This window comes from Thiomicrorhabdus sp. Kp2 (genome assembly GCF_000478585.1).
In the GTDB taxonomy this organism is placed as follows: Bacteria; Pseudomonadota; Gammaproteobacteria; order Thiomicrospirales; family Thiomicrospiraceae; genus Thiomicrorhabdus.
This window is the reverse complement of record NZ_ARWI01000001.1, coordinates 254245-272932: the sequence shown is the minus strand read 5'-3', so window position 1 is coordinate 272932 and position 18688 is coordinate 254245. Positions and strand designations below refer to the sequence as shown.

The following is an 18688-nucleotide window of genomic DNA, read 5'->3' as shown; positions in this document are numbered from 1 at the left end:
GTGTGAATAGCACTGGTTTTTTTGTATCTATAATGCAATCAAATAACTAAACTAAGCGGGCATTATTATATTAGGCTTCCAGAGTTAACTTTGTTAGAAAGCTCTAGTTTAGAACTGACTTCATATTTAGCATAGATGTGTTTAATATGGGTTTTAACCGTATTAACGCTAATGTGCATCTCATCTGCAATTTGAGCGTAGGTTTTAGCAGACATTAATTTTTTTAAAATATGTTTCTCTTTAGATGTCAGTAAGGGCATATCAGTAAGAATTTGAATGCATTTACCTTGAAACGAATTGGTTTTTATATCGTGAAAAGGTCGAATAATGGTTTCAACCATCGTCCTTATTTTTAATAAGTTATCAGGGTTATGTTTAGAGTCACCTAGATAACAAAAAAAGATAAAACCAATCAATTGATTTTCTAGTGAGAATAAGGGCAAAGAGATCATTTCTTTGAATTGATTGTTTTCTTCAAAATAACCAATTTTATTTTTACTTAAAGAGTCGCTGAGAAAACTCAATAGACTTTTTTCTTTAAGAAAAAGTTGGTTTTCTTTTAGTTTTTGGCGATTATTTTTAAGGTATGAATCTAGAACTAAGGTATGGCTTTGCAGGTGATAGCGCTTTAAAAGTTGGTGAAAAGCATTGCCTTTTTCAATGATAAACTCTAATTGTAGACAATCTTTTTGTAAGATGGAAAGTCCAGCAAACTCAGCATCAGATTGTTCAAAAAAAAATTCAGCTTTATTACGAAATATCGCCTCAATGCTATGCCCTTCAATCAAACAGGATTGTATATTAATGGTTTGTTGAAGTAGGTCAATATCAAGAATGCCTTCCATAAATCAAGTCTCTCTAAAAAATGTTTTTTTTAAATTACCACAAAAATTTATGCGTCAAATCAATTTGTAAGAAAATATTAATAATTTAACTTTGAATATCACCCTAATAGGTGGTGACTAATAGTGCGTATCACTCTATTATGTAATTGAAAAAGGTAAAGAACAATAAATAAATTTAGAGGAGGGTTTTTATGAACCTAAACAAACAGTTTAAATTAAGTGGTTTAAGTGTAGCTTTATTGTGTGCAAGTTTAACCGCTAACGCTGGGCAGATTATAGGTGTTGCACCTGGTACGGCTTATACTTCACAAGATGGTCCAGTTGCTTTTGGTATTGGTGGTTTAAATTTAGATAACGTTACCCCTTTGATTGTTGATGTAGAGACAGGTGAAGAAGTTGCTAAAAGTTTTGATTCTGATACAGGCGTTTACAGTCAAATGGTTGTGGGAGATACTTTCAAAAGTCTTATTAATGATGGCGCTGGAAATACAACGGGTTCATTACATGGTAAAGATTGGCCTGTTGGTGAGCCTCATGGAATTAAGGTGGTAAATAGTGCTGGCCCATTAGATCTTCAAAATGGTAGTGGAAAACCTGCAAGCTGTATTTTAAGCACTTCTTTTTTCACAAATGGTGATGATCCAAAAAATTATGATGAGGAAGGAAACTACACTGGAACAGATCCTCAAGATGAGGGTTGGTTAGATACTGCTGATGAAGCGAATGTTAATCCTACTTACTGTGATAGCCCTTTCCAGACACATAAACGTTTTAAGGTTGATGCTCTAACACCAACAGCAGAAGATATGGCTGGTACAGAAGCCAAACCAATTGATTTTGTCTTCAATGTCGATGCTAATGAAGGTGCTGAGGTTGCTGTTCGTGAATATATGGTTTTACAAAAGCTTAATAACTACAGTGATAGACGTTACTCTGGTATTAAGGTAGAAGTTGGTTTTGGAATTGGTGCAAGCTTTACAAACGCCAATGGAGTTGGTGACGTTAAATTATCCTACACCGCGGGTGATGCGGATCAGTACGTTTTTGCTGAAGACGATAGAGCAACTTTCTCTGCTGGATTATTTGGAAAGGAAGATGATAAACACCCAAATGGTTTTTTTGATTTGACTAGAGCAGGTTATGTTATTGATGTTGACGAAAATGGAACCATTATTCAATCCTCAGCGGCAATGAACAGTAATTATGTGAATATCTTTGGTAATTGGTTACCAAGTAAGTGGGAGCCAACGGGTGTCTTTTATGATGATGACAATAATCCGTTAACGGATGCGGCTTTAGTGGCTTATTGGGGACCTTCACCAACGGATGAGACTGTTGCGTGGCGTAAAGGTATTGCAGATGGTTTTGCGGTTATCACTGAACAAGAAGTTCAAGATATTGCTAATGAAGTTGCAAAAGATGTGACGTTATATTCAGTAGGTGGTATTGAGGATTTATTAAACCTAGGTTTAACTTACCTTGTTGAAGTGGGAGATCCAACAACTTTCCCTGAAGCAGCTAACAATACATTTACATTGCGTATGACACCGATTGTCTCAACTGATGAGGGTGATGATGTAGTACCTTCTTGGATTGCAACACCTGCTACATTTCCAAGTATTGACACTGGTACCGATACTGGTACAGCTACAACGTCATCTGGTGGTTCAGCAAGCTTTATGAGTCAGTCAGGGCTTATCCTAATGATTCTTGCTTTCTTAGGGCTTGGTGGTTGGATTGTTAGAAACAAAATGTCTAAATAATCATTAAGTTTCACTAAGCTAACCCTTGCATGTTATTGTCATGCGAGGGTTTTTTATTGGTTAAAAAAGAATAAACAGAGGTATTTAAAGTGTTGTGGTTTCTTATACGCTATCTACTTTGGTTAGTATTGCTGTTTATTCTGTTTTTTATAGAGTCGTTTTCACCGTTCTATTTTGTGCAAACGTTACAAACGGATTTAACAATCTATTTAACCCAACTTTGGATTGAGTGGTTTGAAATTCCTGTCAAAATGGTTGGCAATACAATTTATTTAGACCATGGTTTTAATATTTGGATATTAGACGGCTGTAATGGCTTGGCGGCTTTTTTGTTATTTGCTGTGGCCATTATTGCTTACCCAACGGCATGGCTCAATCGACTGATTTGGGTGATTGAGGGGTATTTGTATTTAGTCATTATTAACTCTATTCGTATTGACTTTGTGGTTTATGTGACGATGTTTGATGCTAAATACTTTGAATGTGCTCATGACTGTATAGGCCGTTTATGTATGGTCGGGATGACTTTAACTCTGTTTTTATTATTTACACTACGTGTTCAAATTTCTAAACAGATTCGTAGATACTATGATCGTAGGAGGGGGTGGCATAATCGTAGACATGCTCATGCACATGAATGGCGTGAAGCCAAAGAAGAGCATCGGCATAATAGTCAAGATAGAAGGCGCGCAAACCATGATAGAAGAGAAAACCCTCCTAAACGCATTAAAACATAATTTTGAAAACAGTGAGAGGGTTCTAGATTGACAGCGATTTTCCACTCTTGTAGACTCCTCTGAATTATTTATGAATGAGTCATTATGTCCGCAATAATTCATCTTCAAAAGAGCGACTTTTCTTTACCAGTCATTCAAGTTTTACATTGTGATATTGCTAAGATTAGTGATGAACTAAAACGCTATGTACCAATTGAAACTCATGAGTTTTTCTCAGTTCCTTGCGTTCTTTCTATTGAAACGGATGCTTCAGAGCCAGCCTTTTTAGCCCAATTAGTGGAAGTTTTAAGACAGTTAAACTTTCTGCCAATAGGTTTAAAAACAGAGGATGAATCTTTATTTGAACAGGCTCACTATGCAGGTCTTGCGATTTTTAATGAAAAAATGAATCAATTGGATTTGTTTGAAGTTGCATTGAGTAATCAATCAAACGTTGAGAACTTGCGTTCTAGTTCTGAACAAACGCCGCCCCCCTATACTTATCACCAAAATGTTTATGCTGGTGAACAGCTGTATGCTGAAGGTTGTGATTTGATTGTACTTGGGGATGTTGAATTAGGGGCTGAAGTTATTGCGGATGGCAATATATATATTGGCGGTAGCCTAAATGGTAAGGCTTATGCAGGTAATTCTGGCTTTATGAATATTGATGAAATTACGATTAGGGCTTATGTATTTGAGCCAGAGCTGATTAGTATTGCGGGTTTTTATCAATTAAAAGAGGATTTACCAGAACAATACATTGGTCTATCCGTTAAAACACGATTTGTTTCTCAGAAATTTGAATATTCACTAGAATAATTATTTTCAATTTGAGACCCTTGCATGCCACTTATCATGGCTCTTTTTATAAGTTTACCGTTGCTTCAATCTGTAGGGTTATTCTTCATTTTTTTGAATTTTAACCAGGACACCAAACAGTGGGTGATCAATATAGTGCAACTCACCAGGTTTAATTTTTCGTGATTCTTTAAGGTGAAAACGCCAGCTCGCTGGTGTTTCAGTTGTGGTGATTTTTTGATTCTGTAAAAATTCCGTCATTATTTTATCTGGAATTCGTCTTTCAAACTCTAAGTCAAAATCAACATGAGCATAGCGTGTTTTATAAAGTCTCACGGTTCCTAACATGTCCGCCCCAGACTTTTTGTCATCTTCGATTAAAACGGTAGGAGCTTTTTTATTGGCATAAGCAATTTGTGACCAGGCCTGGTGAAATAAAACTCGATAGCCTCTTTTGTTCAGTTGGTTAACGGCGCCATTTAACGCGTTATTCGTATCGTTAATCCACAAGGGTTTTTGGCCACGGCTAAAAACAGAGGTGCTCCCTTCAATATTAGGGCGTTCAAACTCTTCTGGCCAATATTCTTCTGTCCAACCTTTTAAGGCAAGACTTTCAAACACAATGACTTCAATCGTATAGTTGTCTGCTTTTGCCTGTGCTTGTGTGGTGAATGAGGCAAAAAAAGCCACAAAGAGAAAAACCATAACCTGGCTTTTGATAAAAAGTAACTGCATAAAATTAGGTTTTTTAGTCATTTGAAGCTCTTAATATAAAGCGTTTTAAAAACATAGTTCATGGTTAAAGAATCAATTTTCTATAGCGATGCTGCGAACTATCAGCTCAATTGCGGATATTCTTTGTTCAATATCAGGCATTGTATCTAAAAAGGAGAGTTCAGTCTGTCCTTTTAGTTGGAATTGCTTGGGTTGTGATTGGATTAGTTTAATCAGTTTCATTGGGTCAATGTTAGGTTCGTTATTAAACTGTATGCGTATCATTGATTCGCCCGCATCCAACTTAGTAATGCCAATGGGTTCAATCAGTAATTTAACTTTAGTGACTGCAAAAAGTTGTTTAACCGATTCAGGTAAAAGGCCAAAACGGTCAATCATCTCGACTTCGAGCTCTCTTAAATCGGCTTTTGATTCGGCGCTGGCTATACGTTTGTAAAAAACCAATCGAGTGTGTACATCTGGTAGATAGTCTTCCGGGATTAACGCAGTAACACCTAAGTCAACCTCGCTACCACTATGTAAAGACGTATTTAATTCGGGTTGTTTACCTGATTTAAGGGATTTTACCGCTCGTTCCAATAGTTCACTATAAAGGCCAAAACCAATCTCTTGAATTTGACCAGATTGACCATCACCCAATAACTCACCTGCACCACGAATTTCTAAATCGTGGCTGGCTAGCATAAAACCTGCACCTAAGGTATCGTGCTTAGCAATGGCTGTTAGCCGTTTCTCAGCGTCTTTGGTGAGCATCGCTTTACCCGCAGTAAACATATAAGCGTAAGCTTTATGGTGGGATCGACCGACACGACCACGAAGCTGATGTAATTGCGCTAAACCGAACTTATCGGCACGATGAATTAAAATGGTATTGGCGGTTGGAATATCAATCCCCGTTTCAATGATAGTGGTACAAACCAAGATGTTGTAACGACGATGGTAGAAGTTTTCCATAACGGATTCCAGTTCGCGTTCATGCATTTGGCCATGAGCATAGGTCACTTTAGCCTCAGGAATAAGTGCTTCAATATGTTCAACCATCTGCTCAATGCGGTCAACTTGGTTATAAAGAATGTAAACCTGGCCACCACGTCTAATTTCACGCAATGAGGCTTCTCTCACCACATCGTCATTCCACTCTTGCACAAAGGTTTGTACAGCGAGACGTTTGGCGGGTGCTGTAGCAATAATAGACAAATCCCTTAAATCATTCATGGCCATATTTAAGGTACGTGGAATAGGGGTGGCGGTCATGGTCAACACGTCTACTTCGGTTCGCATTTTTTTAAGTTGCTCTTTTTGGCGAACCCCAAAGCGGTGCTCTTCATCAATAATAATTAACCCAAGGTTTTGGTAATCCACGCTTTTTTGAATTAACTTGTGCGTACCAATGATGATATCGACCTTGCCCTCTTTTAAATCTTCCAAGGTCTGTTTTTGTTGTTTCGGCGTCTGAAAACGCGATAAGACCTCAATACGAACAGGCCAATCTGAAAAGCGAGTTCTGAAGTTCTCTAGATGTTGATGAGCCAGCAAGGTGGTTGGTACCAACATAGCTACCTGTTTTCCATCATAGGCGGCAACAAAAGCAGCGCGCATAGCGACTTCTGTTTTACCAAAACCGACATCACCACAGACTAGACGATCCATGGGAAGTGGTGAGTGCATGTCATCCATAACGGCTTCAATGGCTTGCTGTTGATCGGGTGTTTCTTCAAATGGGAAGCTAGAAGCAAAACGTTGATAGGCCTCATCAGGAGTTTGAAAAGCATAACCAGGCCTGGCCGCTCGTTGGGCGTAAACATCTAATAGTTCAGCCGCGACATCACGTACTTTTTCAGCCGCCTTACGCTTAGCCTTTTCCCATTTATCACTGCCTAATTTATGCAGTGGGGCGGTTTCTGGTGTTGCGCCTGTATAGCGACTGATTAAATGCAGAGAGGAAACTGGTACATAAAGTTTTGCATCACCCGCATACTCAATCATTAAGAACTCTTTCTTTTCACCTTGAATTTCTAAGGTCTCTAAGCCTAAATAACGCCCCACACCGTGATCTATGTGAACAATAGGGCTACCTAGATCAAGCTCAATAAGGTTACTGACTGCGGTATCAAAATCATTGTGTTTACGTTTACGACGACGCTTTTGAACCACCGTTTGCCCAAAGATTTGGGTTTCTGAAATAACGCTGAACTCTTCAGTATGAATCGACGTCTCAAGCGGGCTGACAACAATACAATATTGGCTATTAGACTCTAATGCTTGGTTCCAATTCTCAACGATAGCTGGGCGCTGTTGGTATTTGGCTAGTAAGGTCAAAAGCGTTTCTCTGCGCCCTGTGGTTTCCGCACTATAGATGACTTTCTGTTTGTAACGGTCTAAGAATGCGATTAGCTTAGCAAGCGGGTACTCACTTTGAGCTTGTACGCTAAGGTCTGGAAGGCTTAATGTATTAAATGTGGTTGTGGTTTTTTTTGAGCAAACCGTTTCAAGAGTGATTCTATGATAGGGCTTTAATTGCGTTAAAAAAGAATTCGGTTCAAGTAATATCTCGGTTGGTTTTAATAGGGGAAAATCTGGGTTATGTTGACCAATTTCATAACGTTCACTGTAATCCATAAGAATATGGTCAAGCGTTTCATCCAATTTGCCAAAGTCAAAAAATAGACTGTTTTTGGGCAAATAATCAAATAAACTGGCTAAAGAGTTATGAAAAAGGGGGAGGTAATATTCTAAACCACCCACCATTTGAGCTTGAGAAACGCTTTTATAAATCTGCGATTCTCGTGAATCATCGCCAAAGTACTCTTTGAAGTTATTCCTAAATAGATCAATACCTTGCTTGGTAAAGTTAAACTCTTTTGCAGGCAGGAGTTCAATCTTATCAATCTGCTCAATTGATCGTTGTGTTTCTGGGTCAAAGCTTCGAATCGTCTCAACTTCATCATCAAATAGGTCAATTCTAAAAGGGGTTCTACTTCCCATTGGGAATAGATCAATAATGGCACCACGCACTGCAAACTCGCCATGTTCGTAAACCTGGCCAACTCGTTGATAACTGGCAGATTCTAATTGTTGACTAAAGGATTCAACATCAATGGTATCTCCCGTTTTAAGCAAAAAGGTGAACTGTTGAATGTAGTCATGCGGCACGACCTTTTGCATAACGGTGGCAATTGGCACGATTAATATGCCATGTTGGGTGCTAGGCAATTTATACAGCGTTTTTAAACGTTCTGAGACAATATCTTGATGGGGTGAAAACTGGTCATAGGGCAAAGTTTCCCATTCTGGAAACGTCAAAATATCTGTGGATTCATTAACTAAGAAAGTTAATGAATCTTGTAGTTGATTCGCTATTTGGGAGTTTTCGGTTAAAACAACAACCAGGCCTGGTAAGTTTTTTGCATGATTGGCAATCGCTAATGCACTCTCGGATTGGTTAAGAGGTGCCCAGTAAGAGCGGTTTCCCTTAGTGGTAATTTGATCAGTTTGGAGAAGCGATGCGAGTTTTTTCATGCGTATAAGAGATTCTTTATCAATTTTTAAGCACAATATTCTAAACTACTAGAGGCCTTTGCACGAGTGAGATGCGTTAGAAAAATAAGAAAAAATTCGCAGATTTTTGCCAAAAAAACCTCATAATAGCTAGTTATTGGGTGTTTTTTTTGGCTGAAAGATGTGGGTTTTTAGCTATTTTTATTCGTATATTCACTCGTGCAAAGGTCTCTATTAATATTTTAATGCAGACGAAATTTACTTTTTTGAGAGGTTAATTGTGGGAAATTGGGCTTTTTCTTGGGTACAGATGATGGCTCACAACAAAACCAAGCTGTTGTTAGTATGGGGAGTATTAAGTCTTCTTATTTTATCAGGTATCACTTTTCTAGATTTTATGCCTATTCATAATGATCTGTTGTTATTGATTACTAGCCTTTTGGTTATGGGGTTGGTGGTTGGTTATTTGCTTGAATCGGTAAAGGTTGGTTTTTTACAGTTAGGGCTGAGTTTATATATTGTTTTAGTGACCTTTGGTGCTTTGGGTTGGTTAGGTTCTCAGTTAACGAACGAATCGATTTTAGGGTTAGTGGTGTTAATAACTTTATTGAGCAGTAATTTGGTTCATATATTAAGCACCTTGCTTAGAGAAATGGCCAGAGGGCTGTTTCAGTATGATGCGGTTGCTGAAGCTTTAAAGTTAAATTCAACCCCAATTTTTCTTTCAAACCTAACAACCGCTTTAGGCTTTGTTTTTGCCGCCTGGTTTGACAGCAGTTATTTAGCTCTAGCTTGGTTGGTGGTTATCGGTGTGACGTTCAGTTATTTAATGACTTTAAGTTGGTTGCCGATGATTCTTCTCAATTGGATGTTAGAGTTTAGGGTTGGCAATCCTACCGATAGGCATGGTTTAACTTTTATTGCGAATTGGTTACAAAAAAACCGTAAGGCAAGGGCTGTAATCATTGTTTTTGGGGTTCTAATTGGTCTCGGTTTAATTTGGGTTAACTGGCGAGTTTTAAGTGAAATTGAGCAAATTTTTTGGTTGCTATGGGTTTTTGTTGGACTGTTTTGGTTGTTCTGGAAAAGTCTTTCTTTGGCCTTACTGAATGTTCTCGTTAATTTTTTTTCTTTATTAGCCTCGGTGTCTCTATTTATTTTATTGATGGGTGAAATGCATTGGGCAATCTTGCTTTGGATGATTCCTCTTGGTTTGATTGTGGATGATGGAATTCATTTCTTTTCAAGATATGTACGAGCAAAACAATACCTTTTTTCAGATTCTCAGTCAGCCGTCATTTTTGCGATGGCAAGTGTAGGACGTCCAATTTGGATTACTTCATGGGTGCTTTTTACTGGAATAGCGAGCTTGTTATTCAGCCAAAACGATACCGTTTTTCAAGCAAGTTTATTGACCTTGGTCTCGCTTGTTTTGGCTACATTTATGATGTTGACGGTCTTACCAGCATTATTGATGTCTGGTAATAAAAAATATCTAAAAAATAAATAGTCGATAAGTCTATGTTTAAAATTGATTTTTTTATCCTCTTATTAATTACATTGATTTGTCATTGATAAATTTTATTTTCTTTTATAACGAATATGGTTCAATATTCTCACTAAAATTAGTATTTGTAATTACAGTTTTATCTTTTTTTTACAAATTTTGATTTAAATTTTTACACCAAATAAATAATACGAGGCATGAACATGGCAACAGTTGTTGTAGTTGGTTCCAGTACAGGCGGTTTACCAATGTCTTACGATATTCGTAAGCATTTAGATAAAGGTCACACTGTAAAAGTCGTTAGCGCGATTGATGAGTTTAATTTTGTTCCATCAAACCCTTGGGTTGCAGTGGGCTGGAGAAAACCAGAAGATATCTCTTTCAAGTTAGAACCATATCTAACGCGTAAAGGTATTGAATTTTATCACCAAACTTGTACTGGTTTAGATGCTGAAAACAACAATATCACGCTAGATGATGGAACAGTGATGGAATATGACTATCTAATTCTAGCGACTGGCCCAGCACTTGCATTTGAAGAAGTTGAAGGTTTTGGACCTAAGAGTCATGGTGGTAACACGGTTTCTGTTTGTACAACTCCTCACGCTGTTGAAGCGTATGAAGAGTGGGAAGAGTTTTGTAAAGATCCAGGTCCAATCATTATTGGTGCCGTTCAGGGTGCGTCATGTTTCGGTCCAGCTTATGAATTTGCCATGATTATGGAAACGGATTTACGTAAGCGTAAGATTCGTAGCCAAGTACCTATGACGTTTGTAACGGCTGAACCTTATATTGGACATTTAGGTTTAGGTGGTGTTGGTGATTCTAAAGGTTTAATGGAATCAGAGATGCGTAACCGCCATATTGACTGGATTTGTAATGCAAAAACAACCAAGATTGCTGATGGCATTATGTATGTTGATGAGCATAATAATCAGGGTGAAGTAATCAATAAGCATGAACTGCCATTTAAATATGCCATGATGCTTCCTGCTTTTAAAGGTTCTAAGTTCCTTCAAGAGTTAGTTGATTCAGATCCTGAAAAAATGGGTGGCCCTCTAGTGAACCCTCGTGGCTTTGTTAAGGTAGATAAATTTAGCCGTAACCCAACTTATCATAATATTTACTCTTTAGGTGTGGGGATTGCGATTCCACCTGTGGATACAAAGTGTCCAGTACCTTGTGGTACACCTAAAACAGGTTTAATGATTGAGTCGATGGTTACGGCGATTTGCCATAACATTGAAGCGAATTTAGAAGGTAAAGAACCTATTGAAGAGCCAACATGGAATACCGTTTGTCTTGCCGATATGGGTGATTCAGGTGCCGCGTTTGTTGCTCTACCGCAAATTCCACCACGTAACTTAACATGGGCTAAAAAAGGTAAGTGGGTTCACTTAGCTAAAATTGCCTTTGAAAAATACTTTATCCGTAATATGAAGTCTGGTAATTCTGAACCAATCTATCAGAAATACATTATGAAAATGTTAGGAATTAACCGTCTAAAATCAGACAAATAATCCTTATTCTTTCATAAGTAAAAACGCCCTCAATTAAGAGGGCGTTTTTTTTTGCCCTCGTTTATAATATGCGACCTATGACACTCGCACTTATTCTCTATTATCTTGACCTTCTGGGTACAGCCGTCTTTGCTATTACTGGGCTGTTGGCAGCACGCCGTAAACAACTGGACCTATTTGGCGCCATTGTTATTGCGATGGTTACTGCAATCGGTGGTGGCACGCTGCGAGATCTCATTATTGATGTTCCTGTTTTTTGGACGCAGCATGATATTTATATTTATGTGGTGGTGATATCCGCCATGCTGTTGTTCTTTTTGGCTCGTTTTCGCCGTTTACCCATTAAAATGTTGCTGTTTTTAGATGCTTTAGGTTTGGCGGTTTTTACCGTTATTGGTACCCAAAAGGCGATGGCTCTAGGTTTTTCTGACCCGATTGCAATTATGACGGGAATTATGACGGGTGTCGTTGGCGGAATAATTCGTGATGTTTTGGTTGGCGAAGTGCCGCTGGTGTTTCGTAAAGAGATTTATGCCACAGCCTCGTTTGTGGGTGCGAGTATATTTTTACTGATGGAGCATGTTTCTTTTGATACGGATACCGCTGTGATCGTGTCAATTTTAATTACTTTGGTAATGAGGGTATGGGCTATTGTTTATAATATAGAACTCCCTGTTTTTATCTCTTATAAACCCAGAGAATTGCCTCAAACGGATTCCTTTGAAGAATCTAATCAAACAAACAATAAGAAAGCGGATGAGTAATATAAATTATGTTTAAACTCCCATATGAGCTGTTATTAGGTCTTCGTTATACCCGTGCAAAACGTCGTAATGGATTCATCTCTTTCATTTCGCTATCTTCCATGATTGGTATTGCCTTAGGGGTAACGGCTTTGATTACCGTTTTATCAATTATGAATGGTTTTCAAGAAGAGTTACGAGATCGCATCTTAGGTATGACGGCACATATCACCATTAATGAAAAAAATAACAGACTTGACGATTGGGAGTCGCTATATAACCAATTAATTAACCAGCCACATATTGAGGGTGCTGCGCCTAATATTATGGAGCAGGGAATGCTAACCATTGGTAATAAGGTTAATGGAGTTGCTGTTAGGGGGATTCTCCCTCAGTTTGAAGGTCAGGTTGCGGATATCGGTTCTAAGATGATGTTTGGTTCTCTTAATGATTTACAGCCTAAAAAATACAATATTATTTTAGGTACAGAGTTGGCCGCCAGCTTAAACGTTTCCTTAGGAGATAAGGTCACTTTAATTGCCCCACAGGGAAGTGTTTCGCCCGTTGGTGTGGTGCCTAGAATTAAACGTTTTACGGTTGTAGGATTGTTTGAAGCGGGTATGCATGAATATGATAGTGGTTTGGCCATTATCAATATAGAAGATGCGCAAACAGTCTTTAAATATGGTGATTCGGTTGGTGCGCTTCAGCTCAAGCTCGATGATATGTTTAATGTGGGTGAAGTAAAAGATAAATTAGGCTCGGTGGTTGATAAAGTCATGTATATGCGCGACTGGCGTCAACAGCATTCTAATTTTTTCAAAGCCATTGAGATGGAAAAACGCATGATGTTTATCGTCTTGACGCTGATTATCATGGTCGCCGCATTTAATATTGTTTCGACTATGGTGATGGTTGTAACAGATAAGCAAAGTGATATCGCGGTATTGAGAACCATTGGTGCAACCCCAATGAGTATTCAAGTTGTCTTTATTGTTCAAGGTCTGGTTATTGGTGCCTTAGGCGTTATTTTAGGTTTGGCAGGTGGTTTGAGTCTGGCTTTAAATATTGATGTTATTGTGCCGTTTATTGAAAACCTACTTGGGTTCCAGTTCTTTCCACCAGATGTGTACTATATTAGTTCAGTGCCCTCAAAACTGGTTTGGTCGGATGTATGGTACATCACAGGACTGGCCTTTTTATTGACCTTGTTGGCGACACTTTACCCTGCAAGAAAAGCATCAAAAGTGAATCCTGCGGAGGCTTTACGCTATGAGTAATGAAAAGAGCAATGAAAAACAAAACCTGGTTTTACAAGCGACGGGGTTGGGTAAGACTTATAAAGAGGGTGAGCTTGAAACAAAGGTCTTTTCGGATATCGATTTTCAGCTAAAAGCAGGAGAAAAAGTCGCTATTGTTGGTGCTTCTGGTTCAGGTAAAAGTACTTTGCTACATTTGTTAGCAGGCCTGGATACTCCGACTCAAGGAGAAGTGTTATTAAATGGTTTGTCTTTTTCTAGTGAGTCAGATGTAAAACGTGGCAAGCTTAGAAATCAATATATGGGCTTTGTCTATCAATTTCACCACCTGTTTTCTGAGTTAACGGCATTAGAAAATGTCATGATGCCATTGCAGATACGCAGGGTATCGATTAAAGAAGCACAGAAAAAAGCGCACCAGTTACTCGAAAAAGTCGGCTTGGCAAATAGGGCGCAACATAAGCCTAGTGAGCTTTCAGGAGGAGAAAGACAGCGTGTAGCGATTGCTCGTGCTTTGATTACTGAACCCGCCTGTATATTGGCAGATGAACCAACTGGAAATTTAGACTACGCTTCGGCTGATCAGGTATTTCAGCTGTTAGTAGATTTAAACACTGAGTTTGATACAGCATTGCTTATTGTAACCCACGATTTAAGCTTAGCCGCCAAAATGGATCGTCAAGTCACCCTGCTTGATGGTCACCTAGTCCATAATTAATTTAATGAAATTCTCTCTGTGTTAACTTTTCAAAACCTATCCATTAGAGCGGGGATTAAACCGCTTTTAGATGCGGCAACACTCACTGTTCACCCTGGTCAAAAAATTGGTTTGATTGGTCAAAACGGTGTGGGTAAAACCTCTTTATTCAAAGCCATTCTTAATGAACTTCCTATTGAGGCTGGGCATATTGATTTACCAGCAAGTTGGCTAATTGGTTGCGTTGAGCAGGAAGTCGCCGCTAAAAACATCAATTCGCTTGAATATGTAACCTATGGCGATAGTTTGTATGCTCAATATAGTGAACAAGTTAAAAATTTTCAGGAAGCGGATAATCATACAGGCCTGGTAGATGCCTATGATGCATTGGATAAAATTTCAGGGTATTTAGTGCCTAATAAAGCAAAACAGCTTTTATATGGTTTGGGTTTTAAAGACAGTGATTTTAATAAAGATATCTCAGAATTCTCAGGTGGTTGGCAAGTAAGATTGAAATTAGCAAGAGCTTTAATGCAGCGTGCCGATTTATTGTTATTAGATGAACCAACAAACCATCTCGATATTGAAGCGGTGGCTTGGTTAGAGCAGTGGCTAAAATCTTATGAAGGTGCGGTTATTATAATCTCTCACGATAGAGATTTTCTTGACCAGGTTGTGCAGGGAATTGCCCATATACATAATCAAAAGATTTATTACTACTCGGGTAATTTTGCGGCATTTGAACGTCAGCGAAATGAACAGCTTATGCAGCAGCAAGCTTTGCACGATAAACAAAAACAGCAGATGCAACATCTCAAAAGTTTTATTGAACGTTTTAAAGCCAAAGCAAGTAAAGCCAAGCAGGCTCAAAGTCGTGTAAAAGCGCTAGAACGAATGGAAGAAGTGGCTGCAGTTCAAGCGATGAACCCGTTTATTTTCAAATTCTTGTCACCAGACCATCAGCCTGATCCAATGATGAATGTTCAAGATATCTGCTTTGCTTATCAAGATAAGATTATTCTAGATAATGTTAATTTGGTTTTAAGAGCGGGCGATAGAATTGGTTTGGTCGGTGTCAATGGCTCAGGTAAAACGACGTTATTAAAGCAATTGGTGGGTGAGCTTAAGCCTCAATCAGGAAAAGTGGTGATCAGCAAGGGGGTGAAAATTGGTTATTTTGCCCAGCATCAAATCGATTCGCTGCATTTTGACCAAAGTCCGTTGCAACATATCCTAAAACAAGAAAATGCGCCTAGTGACCAAGAGGCTAGGGATTTTTTAGGCCAATTTGGCTTTTCTAATACGCAATGCCTTGAGCCTATTAAAGCCTTTTCGGGTGGTGAAAAAGCTCGCTTAGCTTTGGCTATTATCGTTTTTCAAAAACCAAATTTAATCATACTAGATGAGCCAACAAACCATTTAGATATGGAAACCCGTGATGCTCTGGATATGGCGATTCAAGAGTTTTCAGGTGCGGTGATTTTAGTAAGCCATGATAAACACCTTTTAGCCAGTATATCAGACCAGTTTTGGTGGGTACATAATGGCAAGGTAACGCCATATAACGGTGATTTAGATGGCTATTTACAAGAGCAATTAAAAACCATAAAGGCACATCAACAAGAAGCAAAACATACCAGGCCTGGTAAAACCAAAAAAGAGTTACGTCAAGAAAATGCTCAACAACGTAAAGTATTGGAAGCAAAGATAAGGCCTTACCAACAAGAGATTAATCAGTTGGATAAAAAAATGGCAAAGCTGCAGACTCAGATTTCTGATTATCATCTATTGATGGAAGATGAAACTTTATACGAAGCTCAAAATAAAGAGAAACTGGCTGAATGTATTAAAGGGCAAGCGAGTTGCGCTCAGGAGTTAGAAGAAGCTGAATTGCGTTGGTTAGAGCTAGAGGAGATGGTTGAAGAGGTTAAGGCAGAGCTAGTTTTAGAGAGTTAGATGTATTTATTTGGTTCTACCTCAAGCCATTTTAAAATGATTGAGGTAAATCTATTGAAATCTATTAACGGAAAGCAGGGCCGTGTTTAAAGCCTAGTTTACGTAAGATAAGAACCATTGGGCAGAAACCTGTGATGCCTGAAAACATTAAGTTAGCGCCAACAAAGCCCGTTAGGTATAACCATTCAGGTGTATGGTAAACGCTTAATAGGGTGCTTAATAGAACCATGGTTCCCGCTACAAGTAATACAATTCTTTCAATTGCCATTCGAATATTCCTTAAATAGAGTTGATTTAATACATGTAATTTCGTAATTTTGAGTTATTTGCTATTGATTACAAATAAGCTATTAATCTGGTCAATGATTCTATCAGTTTTTTGTATTTACTCAAGAAAAGCGAACAAAATAGCGTATTTCTTATTGTTTTTGCTAGATTTTATGAGTTTCCCTTTAAATTTATTACTTAAACCCGTATAATTCTGTGTCTAATTTTTACGATTAAGGCTACGCAAATTAATGTGTTTTCTTAATTAATTATATTGAAAACATCGAACTTTGAGATTTAAAAATGCAAGTAACTGTAGAAAAACCAGAACAAGGTCTTGAACACAAAATGACGGTAACGTTTCCTTCTGAGAGCTTAAACTCAGATGTTGAAAAGCGTTTAAATGAAATTCGTCGTACGATTAAAATGGATGGTTTCCGTCCAGGTAAAGTACCTTTAAATGTGGTTAAAAAACGCCACGGTGCACAAGTACACCAAGAAGTCATGGGTGAAGCTTTACAGAAAGCATTTTACGATGCCATTTCACAAGAAGAGCTACAAGTAGCTGGTTACCCAATGTTTGATGAGCTTGATGACAAAGACGGTTCTGTTACTTTTACAGCTCGTTTTGAAGTTTATCCAGAAATTACACTTCCTGAGTTCTCTGGTGTTAAGGTTGAAATCACCGAGTCTGCGGTAACAGATAAAGACGTGGAAAGCATGATTACTCGTCTTCGTGAACAACGTATGGCGTGGAAACCTTCTAAGAGTGCAGCTAAAAAAGCTAAGAAGGGCGAGCAGGTTATTATTGATTTCGTTGGCAAGATTGATGGTGAAGTCTTTGACGGTGGTTCAGCTGAAAATGCACCTTTAGAACTTGGTTCTGGTCGTATGATTCCTGGTTTCGAAGATGGAATCGAAGGTATGAAAAAAGGCGAAGAGAAAACAATTGAAGTTACTTTCCCTGAAGAGTATCAAGCTGAACACCTAAAAGGTAAAGCTGCTACTTTTGATATTACTGTTCACTCTATTTCAACTAAAGTTCTACCAGAAATCGACGAAGAATTTGTTAAGTCTTTCGGTATCGAAGACGGTACTGAAGAATCTTTAGTAAAAGAAATTAAAGACAGCATGGAAAAAGAACTTTCTCGCGCTGTTGAAAGCAAAAACCGTACTGCGGCTTTAGAAGCGTTACAGTCAATTGTTGATGTTGAAATTCCTAAGTCTTTATTAGACCAAGAAATCAAAAACCTAATGGATCGTGCCGTTCAAAACCTACAACAGCAAGGAATGAAAGCGGAAGATGTCAATATCGAAGCGAGCCAGTTTGAAGAGGAAGCTAAAAACCGCGTTAAACTTGGTCTTGTTTTAGGCGATATCATCAAAGCAAACAACATTGAAGCGTCTAATGAAGAAGTTGAAGCCTATATTGCTGAACAGGCTTCTTCATATGAAGATCCTGCTGAAGTCATTGGTTGGTATGCTCAAAACCCAGGAGCACGTTCTGAAATTCGTGCTATTTTAGTAGAAGGTAAAGTCGCTGCTAAAATCATTGATGAAGCAAAAGTGAAAAAAGTGAAAAAAGCATTTGATGAAGTAATTAACTCTCCTATGTAATTCATTTTTAAATCTTATTTGATTTCATAAAACTTAACCCTGGACATAAAATTACGATTTGTGCCTGGGGTTAAGTTTTTTTTTGCCTTAGAAAAGGCTAAGATACTCCTAAACACAAATTTAATAAAAATAAAACCTACAGGAAATACAGCGGAATATGGATAACATGATTCAAAATGCACTTGTACCGATGGTAATAGAGCAAACAAGTCGCGGTGAGCGTTCTTACGATATTTATTCAAGACTATTAAAAGAGCGTGTTATCTTTTTAGTAGGTCAAGTTGAGGACCATATGGCCAACTTAATTGTGGCTCAAATGCTGTTTTTAGAATCTGAGAATCCTGAGAAAGATATTCACCTATACATCAATTCACCAGGTGGCAGTGTAACAGCGGGTATGGCAATTTATGACACTATGCGTTTTATTAAACCAGATGTAACCACAATGTGTATTGGACAAGCGGCCAGTATGGGGTCTTTTCTATTGTCTGCTGGTGCAAAAGGTAAACGTTTTGCACTGCCGAATTCTCGCGTTATGATTCATCAGCCATTGGGTGGCTTCCAAGGCCAGGCAAGTGATATTCAAATACACGCTCAAGAAATTATGCAAATAAAAAATAAGTTGAATGCAGCATTGGCTGAACACACTGGCCAAGATATTAAAACTATTGAACAAGATACTGATCGTGATAATTTCATGAGTGCACAGCAAGCATGTGATTACGGTTTAGTTGATAAAGTACTGACAAATCGTTAAGGCAATA

Annotated in this window: 15 protein-coding genes; 11 read left to right on the top strand and 4 right to left on the bottom strand. The window is 38.2% G+C overall.

The genetic code is table 11. The annotated features are described in order from the left end of the window. Positions 1 to 65: 65 nt before the first annotated feature. A complete protein-coding gene (locus A379_RS12505) occupies positions 66 to 845 on the bottom strand; it encodes a helix-turn-helix transcriptional regulator (protein ID WP_051144868.1) in 780 nt (259 codons plus the stop codon). Between the two features lie 191 nt (positions 846 to 1036). Here A379_RS12505 and A379_RS01325 point away from each other — a divergent pair, with 191 nt between their 5' ends. The 3 genes from A379_RS01325 to minC all read left to right on the top strand — a co-directional run bounded on the left by A379_RS01325 (position 1037) and on the right by minC (position 4146). Further along, positions 1037 to 2608, top strand: a complete 1572-nt coding sequence (locus tag A379_RS01325; protein WP_040725145.1) for a choice-of-anchor F family protein — start codon at positions 1037 to 1039, stop codon at positions 2606 to 2608. Between the two features lie 89 nt (positions 2609 to 2697). Next, complete coding sequence (locus A379_RS01320; RefSeq protein ID WP_157832329.1) at positions 2698 to 3345, top strand: hypothetical protein; 648 nt, start codon at positions 2698 to 2700, stop codon at positions 3343 to 3345. Positions 3346 to 3429: 84 nt separating this feature from the next. Then, positions 3430 to 4146: a septum site-determining protein MinC gene (minC, locus tag A379_RS12500; protein ID WP_051144866.1), complete on the top strand. Its 717-nt coding sequence runs from the start codon at positions 3430 to 3432 to the stop codon at positions 4144 to 4146. A gap of 78 nt (positions 4147 to 4224) precedes the next feature. Here minC and A379_RS01310 read toward each other — a convergent pair whose 3' ends face one another. Both A379_RS01310 and mfd read right to left on the bottom strand, forming a co-directional pair. Next, positions 4225 to 4881: a CsiV family protein gene (locus tag A379_RS01310; RefSeq protein WP_051144864.1), complete on the bottom strand. Its 657-nt coding sequence runs from the start codon at positions 4879 to 4881 to the stop codon at positions 4225 to 4227. 51 nt (positions 4882 to 4932) lie between these two features. Next, positions 4933 to 8379 carry a transcription-repair coupling factor gene (gene mfd / locus A379_RS01305; protein WP_051144862.1) on the bottom strand — a complete coding sequence of 1149 codons (3447 nt, stop codon included), beginning with the start codon at positions 8377 to 8379 and terminating at the stop codon, positions 4933 to 4935. 259 nt (positions 8380 to 8638) lie between these two features. Here mfd and A379_RS01300 point away from each other — a divergent pair, with 259 nt between their 5' ends. The 6 genes from A379_RS01300 to A379_RS01275 all read left to right on the top strand — a co-directional run bounded on the left by A379_RS01300 (position 8639) and on the right by A379_RS01275 (position 16040). Further along, positions 8639 to 9868, top strand: coding sequence for an MMPL family transporter (locus A379_RS01300; RefSeq protein WP_040725141.1), 1230 nt, complete (start codon positions 8639 to 8641; stop codon positions 9866 to 9868). 200 nt (positions 9869 to 10068) lie between these two features. Further along, the gene (locus A379_RS01295; protein WP_040725139.1) at positions 10069 to 11385 is read left to right on the top strand and encodes an NAD(P)/FAD-dependent oxidoreductase; all 1317 of its coding nucleotides are present in this window, start codon (positions 10069 to 10071) and stop codon (positions 11383 to 11385) included. Between the two features lie 77 nt (positions 11386 to 11462). Further along, positions 11463 to 12149, top strand: coding sequence for a trimeric intracellular cation channel family protein (locus A379_RS01290; RefSeq protein ID WP_040728491.1), 687 nt, complete (start codon positions 11463 to 11465; stop codon positions 12147 to 12149). Between the two features lie 8 nt (positions 12150 to 12157). Continuing rightward, positions 12158 to 13408 carry a lipoprotein-releasing ABC transporter permease subunit gene (locus tag A379_RS01285; RefSeq protein WP_040725136.1) on the top strand — a complete coding sequence of 417 codons (1251 nt, stop codon included), beginning with the start codon at positions 12158 to 12160 and terminating at the stop codon, positions 13406 to 13408. After that, the gene (gene lolD / locus A379_RS01280; protein ID WP_051144860.1) at positions 13401 to 14105 is read left to right on the top strand and encodes a lipoprotein-releasing ABC transporter ATP-binding protein LolD; all 705 of its coding nucleotides are present in this window, start codon (positions 13401 to 13403) and stop codon (positions 14103 to 14105) included. Before A379_RS01285 ends, lolD begins: the two co-directional genes overlap by 8 nt. 18 nt (positions 14106 to 14123) lie before the next feature. Further along, positions 14124 to 16040 (top strand): ABC-F family ATP-binding cassette domain-containing protein, encoded by a 1917-nt coding sequence (locus A379_RS01275; protein WP_040725133.1) that lies wholly within the window; start codon positions 14124 to 14126, stop codon positions 16038 to 16040. Positions 16041 to 16104: 64 nt separating this feature from the next. Here A379_RS01275 and A379_RS01270 read toward each other — a convergent pair whose 3' ends face one another. Next, positions 16105 to 16308 carry a DUF2892 domain-containing protein gene (locus A379_RS01270; protein ID WP_040725131.1) on the bottom strand — a complete coding sequence of 68 codons (204 nt, stop codon included), beginning with the start codon at positions 16306 to 16308 and terminating at the stop codon, positions 16105 to 16107. Between the two features lie 302 nt (positions 16309 to 16610). Between A379_RS01270 and tig the strand changes: the two genes are divergently transcribed. Next, positions 16611 to 17924, top strand: a complete 1314-nt coding sequence (gene tig, locus A379_RS01265) for a trigger factor (protein WP_040725129.1) — start codon at positions 16611 to 16613, stop codon at positions 17922 to 17924. Positions 17925 to 18081: 157 nt separating this feature from the next. Further along, on the top strand, positions 18082 to 18681 hold the full coding sequence (clpP, locus tag A379_RS01260) for an ATP-dependent Clp endopeptidase proteolytic subunit ClpP (protein ID WP_040725128.1): 600 nt from the start codon (positions 18082 to 18084) through the stop codon (positions 18679 to 18681). Positions 18682 to 18688 lie beyond the last annotated feature (7 nt).